The 12,454-nt window shown below is 64.1% G+C and carries 8 protein-coding genes; 2 read left to right on the top strand and 6 right to left on the bottom strand.

Annotated elements, in window-relative coordinates:
• The first annotated feature begins 93 nt into the window (after positions 1–93).
• Positions 94–1,947, top strand: a complete 1,854-nt coding sequence (gene ilvD / locus LQ954_RS03725; RefSeq protein ID WP_227770794.1) for a dihydroxy-acid dehydratase — start codon at positions 94–96, stop codon at positions 1,945–1,947.
• 135 nt (positions 1,948–2,082) lie between these two features.
• On the opposite strand, the gene LQ954_RS03720 is transcribed toward ilvD, so the two are convergent.
• From LQ954_RS03720 to LQ954_RS03705, 4 genes are all read right to left on the bottom strand, one after another.
• Positions 2,083–3,237: a glutathionylspermidine synthase family protein gene (locus LQ954_RS03720; protein WP_231022024.1), complete on the bottom strand. Its 1,155-nt coding sequence runs from the start codon at positions 3,235–3,237 to the stop codon at positions 2,083–2,085.
• Positions 3,238–3,665: 428 nt separating this feature from the next.
• Positions 3,666–4,073: a DUF350 domain-containing protein gene (locus LQ954_RS03715; protein WP_227770796.1), complete on the bottom strand. Its 408-nt coding sequence runs from the start codon at positions 4,071–4,073 to the stop codon at positions 3,666–3,668.
• A gap of 216 nt (positions 4,074–4,289) precedes the next feature.
• Positions 4,290–5,201: a sulfotransferase family protein gene (locus LQ954_RS03710; RefSeq protein ID WP_231022022.1), complete on the bottom strand. Its 912-nt coding sequence runs from the start codon at positions 5,199–5,201 to the stop codon at positions 4,290–4,292.
• On the bottom strand, positions 5,198–6,379 hold the full coding sequence (locus LQ954_RS03705; RefSeq protein WP_269142190.1) for a glycosyltransferase family 4 protein: 1,182 nt from the start codon (positions 6,377–6,379) through the stop codon (positions 5,198–5,200). Before LQ954_RS03705 ends, LQ954_RS03710 begins: the two co-directional genes overlap by 4 nt.
• 730 nt (positions 6,380–7,109) lie before the next feature.
• On the opposite strand from LQ954_RS03705, the gene LQ954_RS03700 reads away from it, so the two are divergent.
• Positions 7,110–8,504 (top strand): sulfotransferase family protein, encoded by a 1,395-nt coding sequence (locus tag LQ954_RS03700; protein WP_231022021.1) that lies wholly within the window; start codon positions 7,110–7,112, stop codon positions 8,502–8,504.
• A gap of 36 nt (positions 8,505–8,540) precedes the next feature.
• Here LQ954_RS03700 and LQ954_RS03695 read toward each other — a convergent pair whose 3' ends face one another.
• On the bottom strand, positions 8,541–10,892 hold the full coding sequence (locus LQ954_RS03695) for an EAL domain-containing protein (RefSeq protein WP_231022017.1): 2,352 nt from the start codon (positions 10,890–10,892) through the stop codon (positions 8,541–8,543).
• Between the two features lie 45 nt (positions 10,893–10,937).
• Positions 10,938–12,454 (bottom strand): hypothetical protein (locus LQ954_RS16205; RefSeq protein ID WP_330999935.1); only part of this gene is annotated, 1,517 nt, incomplete at its 5' end.

Genomic DNA, 12,454 nt, shown 5'->3' with positions numbered 1-12,454 from the left:
TCTCCGCCGACCTATTTGGCCGAGACTAAGATATTTCTCATCCTAGTGATACCCGATTATCCTGGCGCCTGAACAACAGCCGAGATCTGCGCCATGCCCGCCTATCGCTCCCGCACCACCACCCACGGCCGCAACATGGCGGGCGCGCGCGGCCTCTGGCGCGCGACGGGGATGAAGGACGAGGATTTTGGCAAGCCGATCATCGCGGTGGTCAACAGCTTCACCCAGTTCGTCCCCGGCCACGTCCACCTGAAGGATCTCGGCCAACTGGTCGCGCGGGAGATCGAGGCGGCGGGTGGCGTCGCCAAGGAGTTCAACACCATCGCAGTCGATGACGGTATCGCGATGGGCCATGACGGCATGCTGTACAGCCTGCCCAGCCGCGATCTGATCGCCGACAGTGTCGAATATATGGTCAACGCGCATTGCGCCGATGCGATGGTCTGCATCTCCAACTGCGACAAAATCACCCCCGGCATGTTGATGGCCGCCCTGCGGATCAACATCCCGGTGATCTTCGTGTCCGGTGGCCCTATGGAGGCCGGCAAGGCGGACATCCGCGGCAAGACGGTTGCGCTGGATCTGGTCGACGCCATGGTCGTCGCGGCTGACGAGGCCTACACGGACGAAGAGGTGCAGGTGATCGAACGGTCGGCCTGCCCGACCTGCGGTTCGTGTTCGGGCATGTTCACCGCGAACAGCATGAATTGTCTGACAGAGGCACTCGGCCTCTCTCTGCCTGGCAACGGATCAGTGCTCGCCACCCATGCCGATCGCGAACGGCTGTTCCGTGAGGCAGGCCACACCATCGTTGATCTCGCCAAGCGCTGGTATGAGCAGGACGACGCATCCGCTCTGCCTCGCTCGATCGCCAGCTTTGCCGCCTTTGAAAATGCGATGAGCCTCGACATCGCCATGGGAGGCTCCACCAACACCGTGCTTCACCTGCTCGCCGCGGCGTATGAGGGCGAGGTGCCGTTCACCATGGCGGACATCGATCGGCTGTCCCGGCGCGTTCCTTGCCTGTGCAAGGTCGCCCCCGCCAAGCAGGACGTGCACATGGAGGATGTCCACCGCGCCGGTGGCATCATGGCGATCCTTGGCCAGCTCGACCGCGCCGGGCTGCTCGATACCAGCCTGCCAACGGTTCACGCGCCGACGCTGGGCGATGCGCTGGAGCGTTGGGACATCAGCCGCACCACCAGCGAGAGCGTTCGGCAATTCTACAGCGCGGCGCCAGGCGGTGTCCGCACCACGCAGGCGTTCAGCCAGAGCAATCGGTGGAAGGAGCTCGATACAGATCGCACCGCCGGCGTGATCCGCGATGCCGAACACCCCTTCTCACACGATGGCGGCCTCGCCGTGCTGTACGGCAACCTCGCACCCGAAGGCTGTATCGTGAAGACGGCGGGCGTGGACGAAAGCATCCTCACCTTCCACGGCACGGCCCGCGTTTATGAAAGCCAGGACGCAGCGGTTGCCGGCATCCTCGGCAATGAGGTGAAGGCGGGCGACGTAGTGGTGATCCGCTACGAAGGGCCGAAGGGCGGACCGGGCATGCAGGAAATGCTCTATCCTACCAGCTACCTGAAATCGAAGGGGCTCGGAAAGGCTTGTGCCCTCATCACTGACGGGCGCTTCTCCGGCGGCACTTCCGGCTTGTCGATCGGCCACGTCTCGCCTGAGGCGGCGGAGGGCGGCCTGATCGCACTGGTGGAAACCGGGGATCCGATCGTGATCGACATTCCCAATCGCGGGGTTCGGCTGGACGTCGACGATGCGGTCCTCGCCGCTCGGCGGGAGGCGATGCAGGCACGCGGCACCGCCGCCTGGAAACCGTTCGGCCGAAAGCGCAACGTCTCACCCGCGCTTCGCGCCTATGCGGCGCTCACGACCAACGCGGCTCGCGGCGCGGTGCGCGACGTGGCCCAGATCGAGCGGCAGTAGACCCAGCCGAAAGCGGGGTGCGCGAGAGCTCGCCACCCCACCACAGCCGAGCAAAACCGGCCGCCCGCCCGCCCACGCGCTTCCCGGAACGGCTGATGACGATCGTCCCGCGCGATCGTCATCGGCGGTGACTGATCAGTCCCCGTCATCCACAATAACGTGCGGAACGAAGCGGGCACCGTTGCCAGTGATCAGCCCGTCCTCCCTGATGCCGAGCCCTGCGGCGGCACCGTCGACGATCCATGCGCCCAGCACGGGATAATGCCCGTCGAAGTCCGGCGTGTAGCACCGCTGCTGGTACAGCGTCTTTCCATCCACGTATTTCCCGCCCGATCTCGCAACAACCGCGTCGTCCTCCACGATCTCGATATTGGCGCCTTCGCGCGCGAGAAACGGCTTCGCCACATAGCTGTCGCCAATCGCCCGCCGATCGCTCGATGCGGCAAGCAGATTGGGGTGCCCCGGAAACATCTGCCACAGAACCTCAAGGATCGCCTTGTTGCTCCAGATCATCTTCCAGATCGGCTCGATCCATGCCGTCTCGCTGAGGTGACGCACAATATCGGGACCATAGGTTTCGTCGACGATCCACTCCCAGGGATAGAGCTTGAAGATCGCGCTGATCAGATGATCGTCGAGATCGACGATCCGGCCATGAGCATCAACGCCGATGTCGTTGATCAAAATGGCTTGGGTCACAATCCCCGCCTCTTCCGCCAGGTCGCGCAAGTAGGTCGTCGTGATCGTATCCTCGTGCGAGGGATCGGCATCGTGCGTGAACCAAAGGCGGTTGCCGGTCAGTCGCGGGCGAAGCTCACGCCAGCGTTCGATCAGCCTTTCGTGCAGGCTGTTGAGCTGGTCGAGGTGCGGAAAGCATTGCTCCTTCCACTCCCACTGCACCACCGCCGCCTCGATCATGCTCGTCGGGGTGTCGCAGTTGAACTCAAACAGCTTGGGCGTGCCTTGCGGGTCAAGACCGAAATCGAAACGCCCGAAATTGAGCGCCGGCGGCTCCGAGTACCAGGCGTGACGCACTGCGCCGTGGCAATATTCCGGTATACCGAAGTGCTTCATCAGCACCGGATCGTTCACCACGCGCTCGCCCGCCTCCAGCAGCAGCGCGTAAGCCGTCTCCGTGGCGCGTTCGATCCGCGCCACCTCTGCGGCATTCAAAGCATAATAGCGGCTTTCGTCCCAATAAGGCTCCGCACCATTGCTGTGCCAGATCAACCCCATCCGCTCGACCCGCTCGCGCCAGTCCGGCCGGGGGTCGATATTGCGCCGCTTCACGGGTTTAGCTCCAACCGCCGCCGAACCGGCGCCCTCTTGATCCGAGCCCACCGCGCGAGACCGCTTGCGATCTCGTCATGCGGGTTGTCTCGGGTGCCAGGTAATATTGCGTACCTAGCACGGGTCTGAACGAGCCTGCCGCAAACCGTTGGTCACGGATCGTCTCGCCATAGAAGGGAACAGGGCTGTTGCGAGGCAGATAGTACCAGGAAGCCCGTCGGCCATACGTACCGCCGCTTCCGCTTGCGCTATCTATGCAGCGATCATCCTCGATGCGACGACCGGATTGATCGACGCATACCGACGTGTCGTTTTCGGGCACGACCTCTTCCCACTCGTTCCCGGAGGACGAGCATAGGGAGAGCGACAGCAACGTCGCTGCCATGCCAACTGTGAGTGGGATCTCCTTTTTCATCAGGCGCGCGTCGTTACGGTACGAGGCAGGCGGACTGAAGCACGCCCACACCGATGCCCATGCCGCCGACGAAGATGCCAGAGGCAACGCACCCGTCGCCGATCTTCTTTTCAATCGCGCGGAATAACAGACGCGAGATGGCGAAGAACACCAACAGCTGCACCAAGGCTGCGACCGCACTCCACATCAGCATGTCCGGGATGCTCACCGAATGGCTGATCACCATGGCGACTGGCAGCGCGAAACCGAGGAACGTGCCGACCAACTGGATAGAGGCCGCCGCATTGCCGTCGCGGATCAGGGCAAATTCTCGATGGGGCGTAATTGCCACATAAACTGCGAGAAAAGCCAACGCCAACCCGATCGCCGCCGTGAAGTAGGCAAGGAAGTGCGGCAATGTGCCAATGAAATATGCGAACATGATCCCCCCGGATGCGGGGCGTAGACTTTCTATTCGCCGGGCGAAAGAGCCCACCGCGCGATCGGTAATGCTTCACCTTCTTTTCGGTCTAAACGACCGGCTGATCCCCAATCAAAAGCAGCAAAGCAAAGCCCTCGCTGGAAGCGAGCGCTTGAATTCCTAGTCGTAAATGATCACGGCCCCGGTCAAACTGCGGCACCGATCACAAAAAGCTGATCAACGGGAATTAACTGCAGTCAGTCGGGCGTTGCCATCACGCGGCGCGCTTGCCGCCGGATCCTCCGACTGATCTCCCGGCAGCCAGCGGCTGAGATCGCGGTTCAGCATCTTCGAAAGCTCCTCGACCTCCGGCGCATAATAGTCCTTGAGGCGCGCGCGAAGATCGGGGGACAAGGGCGGATACTCCACTGGTCGCGCCAACAGGCCCCGAAAACGCTCGAACATCCGCGTTCCCCGCAGCGGCTTGACCAGATTCTTGGCGGGCTGCGCGAACCGCCGGATCGCCAGCGGCAGCAAGGGTGCCGCGCTATCGTTTACCTTGGTGGCAAGCGCGACACCTTGGGCCATTGGCGCCAGCCCCAGGTGGCGACAGGTTTCGTCGAGTACTGAAGACGGACGAGCCCGGATATCCTCGAACAAAAACACCAGCATCTGCTTTCGGTCGAATACGGACAACCATCGGCGCAGGTGAGTGGCGTAGAGCCCGTTGTCCAGAAACCTGCGGAAGGTCGCCTCCGTTGGATCAAGATAGTCCTCCGGTGCGCCCCTGATCGTTCCGCGCCGATACAGCATGCAATAATCGGAATAGGCGCGATCGACGGGATCTCTTAGCTGGGCGATGAAAGGGATCGACGGCAATACGCGGGATATTCGTTCCGCGGCGTGGGGGTCGGAAAGATAGTCGGCGGATTTCTCCCCGACCAGTTGCCCGGGCTGCGCATCGTTGAAGAACTCGGCATACCATTCCGGTCCCCGAGCGAATTCACGACTGAAGTAATGCGGTTCGGGGTCGGGAAGGTAAACGTCAGGATGGTTCTGTATCTGGACGTTCAGCCAGGTGGTGGCCGCCTTGATGGCGCCGATAATCATGAAATCCGGCAACAGGGTCTGGGATTCCTGGTCTTTCATCTCACAGCCTTCCCTTGATTGTCATTCACCCCGAGCAGACGACCGGACCCATCGAGAACGCCGTGCGGCCGCTCTGCGGGCGGGTGCGCGCCTTTGCTGGCCCGTGCTCGCGCCGCGACGCTCCTGATCAGCCCGTCCCATTGCATGATGATCCGCTCCGGCAGGAACCGCTCCATTGCCTGCTTGCCGGCCGATCCCAGTCGCTGTCGAAGCACGGGATCGGCCATGGCGGTGGCCATCTGCTCGGCTAGGCCGCTCACGTCCTGATCCGGCGCCAGAAGCCCGGTTTGCTCATGCTCGATCATCTCGGCCGGCCCCCAGGGACAGTCAAAGGCGATCGTCGGGATGCCCGCTGCCATCGCCTCGCCCACGACGATTCCCCAGCCCTCGTAACGAGACGACAGAACGAAAAGGTCGGCATCCGCCGTCCATCGGCCCGGCTCGCGCGTCACGCCGGGAAAGCTGACCCGCCGATCGAGACCGAGTGCCGATCGCTGGCGCTCGAGGGAGCGTCGCAGCGGCCCCTCACCCCAGATCGTCAGGCGCCAGTCGGGGAACCTCGGAGCAATCGCTGCAAAGGCCTGAAGCAGCAGATCAAAGCCTTTCTGCTCGACCAGTCGCCCGACCGCGACGAGATTGCGCCCGCTGGCGTCGAACTCGCGGATCCATCGGGTCGCGACGGCATGATTGGGGATAACAACGTCCGCCCGTCGACGTGCCGGCGCGAAATAGGCGCTGGCTCCGCGCGTCATCGTCACCAGCGCGTCCGATCGCCGATACGCGTAACGGCGGATGGCGCTCCAGGTCGCGCCCACCCGCTGGCGATCGGGATTGTTTCGCTCGGACACGATGACCGGGATATTCAGCGCGGTTGCGGCAAGCGAAGCGAGCACATTTGTTCTGGTCAGGAATGATACCACGACGTCGGGCGGATTGTCGCTCAACTCGTTCTTCAACAAACGGTAGCGACGGGCCATGGTAAGTGTTCGCCCAATGAAACCTCTATCTTGGGACGCACTTGCCAGGTTAACCAGTCGGACATCGGGATCTAGCGCATAATAAGGCTTGGTCTCGAATGGCTGGAAACAGACCAGCCTCACTCCCACAGCTTTTGAAACATAATGGTTTGCCAGCATCGATACCACGTGCTCGGAACCGCCCGCCCCCAGCCCCGGCATGACGAAGGTCAGTCTCGACAGGATAACATCGTCCGATGGCACCGACGGCGCTGACGGCACAGATCCGCTAAGCACTGTCTAATCTCTGGCGGAAAGAAGAAACGCTTTCCCGGTCCTCGTTACCTGCCAACAGAAACTGTACCTGCGGTCGCGACATTCTGCGGGCATGGCCGAACTTGTCCTGCGGTGGCACTTTCCAAGTGCACTGGTGGGTATTCGGTCATAGCGGCCGCTCCAGCATGGGCGAATGGCGCAACGGAGTGACGCGCCAAGCCTGAATCGTCTGCGGCTCTGTAATTTCGGCTTGGCTTGGTCCGGACGTATGCCGTGTCGAGGAATTTTGATTATGCCTCGAACCGCTTTGGCGATCGGCGTTTATTCTTGAGGAGCAGGAAACACCCCACTGGATTACGACCAAGGGATCATCGGCGGTAGTAAACGCCCGGCCAGCACACGCGGGATATAGCCGCCCGGTCGCCTGTAACCGGTCCAGAAGCCGTGCTGCGTGGTCGCCGAACCTCGTCAAAAGCCACTTTGGACACTTCCCAAATCGCCGAACAGCCCGGAACCGGCTAGAAGCCCCATGGATAATATTGCGGCAGCATCGGCGACGGGTACCCGGTTCTCTCCGCCGGCGAATTGCCAACGGCTATCAAGGCTGCGCAGGAAGGATCGCGATCATTACTCCGGACCAGATGTGAAATCGAACCAGCGGCAAAGTGAGACTTACGTGCAATCGACGCGCCCCGGCGGCAATTTAACCTCGCTCGCCGGCACACCGGCAGATGTCGCGCGTTCCCCTGCCATGCCGCCATTCAGCCCGTCGCCGCTTGCCGCATCTCCCCCCATCGACCGTTCCGCCACCATTCGGCCAGATACGGCCCGCAATGCCCGTCTGCGCATGGTTGACGCCGCGCTCGATGGCGCGTGGCGGCGCGGCTGGGCGGAGCGCCCGACGCTTGATCCAGACGAACTGATCGCGAAGGCGACGGTGAAGACCGGTCATCCCGCCGATGCAGGCGAAAGCGGCTGGCGCGAGCGGCTGGCCGTGCTGTGCGCCGATCTGGAAGATGTCGCGACCCTCACCCCATTGGGCCGCACCATCGCGCATGGCCAGCTCGTCGCCGCCTTGTGCAACCGCATCCGGTTCCAGGCACTGTGGCACCGCCACCCTGAAATCGCGGAACAGCCAATCGCCGCACCGATCATCATCGTCGGTCAGATGCGATCAGGCACGACGCGGGTCCAGCGCCTGCTCGCCTGTGATCCGCGACTGACGTTCACGCGATTTTTTGAAAGCTGGAACCCCCTGCCGCGGAACAGTGCCCGCAGCAGGTTCGACGATCGCAAACTGCGCGGGTGGCTGGGCACGTTGAGCGTACGCCTGCTTAATCCCGCCTTTGATGCCATTCATCCCACCCGGTGGGATGCTGCCGATGAGGAGATCGGGCTACAGAGCGTGTCGATCTTCGGCTCCGCCTTTGAGGCACAATGGCGAATCCCCGGCTATACCGCCGCTGTCGAAGCGGATGACGGCATCGCCGCTTATGCCGAGTTTCGCCGCCTGCTGCAGACGGTTGCATGGCTCCGGCGGGATGACGGCACACGCCCCTGGATCCTGAAGGTCCCGCAGTTCAGCCAGGATCTCGCCGCCGTTCTTCACACATTCCCCGATGCACGTCTGGTCTGCCTCAGCCGCGATCAGCATCAAGTGATCGCCTCATCCGCCTCGCTGGTCTGCAATCAGATGATGGTGCAATCGTCTTCAGTCGATCGCGAATGGATCGGCCGCGAATGGACTCGCAAGGTCGCGTTGCGTGACCGGCGAACCGCCAACGCCCGCGATCGCAGCGATGCGCCGCAAGTCGACCTCGCCTATGACGACGTGGAGCGTGATTGGCAGCGCGAGATAAGCCGCGTGTACCGCATGCTGAACATGCCGCTGCCGGAGAGCGTGCTGGCCCGGATGCGCGACTATGTCCGCCGATCCCGCAGCGGGAGCCATGCACGACACCGCTATCGTGCCGAGGACTTCGGACTTGCTAAGGGGACAGCGGCAGCCCCGTCGCGTTGCACCGTCCTTTCCTGCGGCGAGCTGAGACCCTGCGCCTTGCACCCTGCATAGTGGCGGAAGAAGTGCGCGGCCAGTTAGCCAACGCGCTCAGCCGCTGGCCGACAGCGCCCGCGCCTCTCTCCTGCTCGCCGCATGATCATCAAGGAAGTCGGCGATTGCGCCGACGGGCATCGGCTTTCCGATGTGATAACCTTGTGCGAGATCACATCCGACGCTCCGCAGAAACGCCAGGCAGGCTGCATCCTCGACACCCTCAGCCACCACGCGCAGGCCCAGTTCATGCGCCAGGTGAACGGTTGACCGTACCAGCGCGGCGTCGCCTCGGTCCTCATGTGCGGATTGAACGAAGCTGCGGTCGATCTTCAATTCGCTGAGCGGCAGCTCCTTCAGATAGCTCAGGGTGGACTGACCGGTGCCATAATCGTCCATGGAGATCGCAACGCCCAGTTCCCGGAAAGATTCCAACGCGCGGGCCGCCTGAACGGGATCACTGACTGCCGCGGTTTCTGTCACCTCGAAAATCAGCCTCTCCGGCTCGAACCCGCTCCCCTGAATGAGCGCCCGCAACTGGCCCAGGAACTCGCCCGAATTCAGCAACTTCGCCGAAATGTTTGCCGCCCCTGCGATCCGGTGGCCCGCCGCTTGCCACGTCCGCAGGTCCATGATCATCCGCTCAACCACATGCAGAGTCAGCGCCGCGATCCGGTTGTTCCGCTCGGCGAGCGGAATGAACAGATCCGGCCTCAGGAACCCGCGCGTCGGATGATGCCAGCGCACCAGTGCTTCCACGCTGGTCACCACGCCCCGCTTCAGGTCGAGCTTGGGCTGGTAATGAACGTCGATCTCACCGCCGCCAATCGCCACGTCCAGCTCGCCCAGCAGCGAAAGCTCGCGCTCCACGACGTCATGATCGTCCTGCTGATGGGCATACCAGTCCACCCCATCACTCTGTGCCCGATCGGCGGCCAGAACGGCCTGCGCGATGGCCCGCTCGGTTCCCTCGCTCTCGCACGTCCGCACAAACCCAAAGGCCAGGGTCACGTCCACGCGCCTTCCCGCCACTTCGACAGGGGTGAGCATCAGGCTGCGAAGACGCAGCAGCGACGGCTCCAGGGCCTCCTCGTCCGCTACCCGCCAGGCCAGCACGCGGTCCTCGATGCGAAAGATCCGCTCGCTTCCCATGGTGGTGGCGATGCGGTCACGCACGCGATGGATCAGGTCCACCATTGCCTGGTCGTTGAGCCCGGCGCCGAGCTTCTCGAAATCGGCGATACGCGCCGCGGCAATGCCGGGGGCCTGCCGCTCCCGCATGTCTTCGCGTAGCGCGATCCGGTTCGGCAGCCCGCTCTCCCGATCGATCCCGCGGCGGCGATGCGCCGCATTCAACCAGCGTACCGCGAGCGCTGCGGTGCTGATCGTGCCCAAAGCGGCCCAGGCAGGCGCCAGAGGGAACGACCAGCCGGCCGCATGATCGATCAGGACGGCGACGGCAAACAGGATGATCGGGATTGCAACAATCGCCGCCACTAGGTCCTTGCGTGAACGAACCACGAGTATCGGCACCGCTAGTGCAAGCGCCAGCAGCAGCGGCAGGAGCCATCCTGCCTCGCGCGGAACACCGCGGATCAGCGTCTCGACACCCAGAGCCTGGATCACCACGCCCGCGATCACGCCATGATTCGGCACGGCATAGCGGTCGCCCAGCTCCACCGCTGTCGCGCCGATCAGGATCGTCTTGCCCTTCAACGATCCCGGGGCGAACCGCCCGTCGCGAATGTCGATGAAGCTGTGCCGCGGCACGGTTGCCGGGTCGATCGAGAAGTCGATGGGAAAGTGCTGGCCGGCGCTGCCACTTCGGCCGGACAGGATCGCGGAAAACGACGGCCGCGCCATGCCCTTGGTGATCGTTCCCATCGGGGCGTGCCGCACATAACCGTCGGGGTCGGGAAGGATGCTCACCGCCGCCAGCGTCGAATGGGCCCGCAAGGCCGGGATCGGCACCGCATCGCGCCATCCATCGGAGGCGCCGCTGGCGGTCTGACCGAACGTGGGAAGGACGACCTGGCCGCCGCTACGCTTCAACGCATCGGCAAAGGCGGCGTCTTCCGCAGCGGTGGAGGGGGAGGAGAAGTCGATGTCGAAGGCAATCGTCGCTGCCCCTGCCCGGCGCAGTTGATCCAAAACCTTGACATAGTTGCTTCGCGGCCATGGCCATTGCGGAATGGCCGCGATGCTGCGTGCATCGACCTCGACGACATGAACACTCCCGCTTGCCGGCTGGCTGCGCAGCTCCCATGCAACCGAGCGAAGCGAGCGATCGATCGACACGCCGATATTGCCCAGCCCGACCAGCACACCCACGACGGCGCCGACCGCCAGCGCGATCAATCGCCAGCGGATGCCGGAAACACGAGCCGAGTTCATAACCGGAACCCCCATCAGACGGCGGTAGCGGGGTCGTGCTAATGGACCGTCAACGACGGATCACACCTCACGAATTCCCCCGCCCAGGCCCGCCATTTCCCGGAGTCCCGTTACCGGGAGCACCACCGCCTGGGTTCCCGTTCCCGGGACCGCCCGGCTCAGGCTTGCCATTCCCAGGTCCAGCGTCCCCCGGATTGCCATTCCCCGGAACACCAGCGCCCGGGTTCCCGTTGCCAGGACCGACCGGCTCAGGCTTGCCATTCCCAGGGCCAGCGTCCCCCGGATTGCCATTTCCCGGAACACCACTGCCGGGGTTCCCGTTGCCAGGATCGCCAGCACCTGGGTTCCCGTTCCCGGGACCACCCGGCTCAGGCTTGCCATTCCCGGGGCCAACGTCGCCGGGATTGCCATTTCCCGGAGCACCATTGCCCGGGTTCCCGTTGCCAGGATCGCCGGCACCCGGGTTCCCGTTCCCAGGACCGCCCGGTTCAGGCTTGCCATTCCCGGGGCCAACGTCGCCGGGATTGCCATTTCCCGGAGCACCATTGCCCGGGTTCCCGTTGCCGGGACCGCCACCGCCTGGGTTCCCGTTCCCGGGACCGACCGGCTCAGGCTTGCCATTCCCAGGCCCACCGTCCCCCGGATTGCCATTCCCCGGAGCACCATTGCCCGGGTTCCCGTTGCCAGGATCGCCAGCGCCAGGGTTCCCGTTCCCAGGACCGACCGGCTCAGGCTTGCCATTCCCGGGGCCACCGTTCCCGGGCTTGCCGTCACCCGGAGTACCATTGCCCGGGTTCCCGTTGCCGGGACCGCTAGCGTCCGGGTTGCCATTCCCAGGAACGCCCGGCTCAGGCTTGCCATCGCCGGGCCCACCGTCCCCGGGTTTGCCGTCACCCGGAGTACCATTGCCGGGATTCCCATTGCCAGGTCCGCCAGCGCCCGGGTTCCCGTTCCCAGGACTACCCGGCTCAGGCTTGCCATTCCCGGGACCACCGTTCCCGGGCTTGCCGTCACCCGGAGTACCATTGCCGGGATTCCCATTGCCGGGACCGCCAGCGCCCGGGTTCCCGGTCCCAGGACCGCCCGGCTCAGGCTTGCCATCCCCGGGCCCACCGTTCCCGGGCTTGCCGTCACCCGGAGTTCCATTGCCGGGATTCCCATTGCCGGGACCGCCAGCACCCGGGTTCCCGTTCCCAGGACCGCCCGGCTCAGGCTTGCCATTCCCAGGGCCACCGTTCCCGGGCTTGCCGTCACCCGGAGTACCATTGCCGGGATTTCCATTGCCAGGTCCGCCAGCGCCCGGGTTCCCGTTGCCAGGACTACCCGGCTCAGGCTTGCCATTCCCCGGGCCACCGTTCCCGGGCTTGCCGTCACCCGGGGTACCATTGCCGGGATTCCCATTGCCGGGACCGCCAGCGCCTGGGTTCCCGTTGCCAGGACTACCCGGTTCAGGCTTGCCATCGCCGGGCCCACCGTTCCCGGGCTTGCCGTCACCCGGAGTACCATTGCCCGGGTTCCCGTTGCCGGGAGCGCTAGCGTCCGGGTTCCCGTTCCCAGGACCGCCCTGCTCAGGCTTG

The organism is Sphingomonas sp. IC-11 (assembly GCF_021043365.1).
Lineage (GTDB): Bacteria > Pseudomonadota > Alphaproteobacteria > Sphingomonadales > Sphingomonadaceae > Sphingomonas.
This window is presented reverse-complemented; position numbering and strand designations above follow the sequence as displayed.

Excerpts from the sequence above, each read along its gene's own strand:
- LQ954_RS03695 (WP_231022017.1), bottom strand. The coding sequence starts at position 10,892 with ATGGGGGTTCCGGTTATGAACTCGGCTCGTGTTTCCGGCATCCGCTGG.
- ilvD (WP_227770794.1), top strand. The coding sequence starts at position 94 with ATGCCCGCCTATCGCTCCCGCACCACCACCCACGGCCGCAACATGGCG.
- LQ954_RS03715 (WP_227770796.1), bottom strand. The coding sequence starts at position 4,073 with ATGTTCGCATATTTCATTGGCACATTGCCGCACTTCCTTGCCTACTTC.
- LQ954_RS03705 (WP_269142190.1), bottom strand. The coding sequence starts at position 6,379 with ATGCCGGGGCTGGGGGCGGGCGGTTCCGAGCACGTGGTATCGATGCTG.
- LQ954_RS03710 (WP_231022022.1), bottom strand. The coding sequence starts at position 5,201 with ATGAAAGACCAGGAATCCCAGACCCTGTTGCCGGATTTCATGATTATC.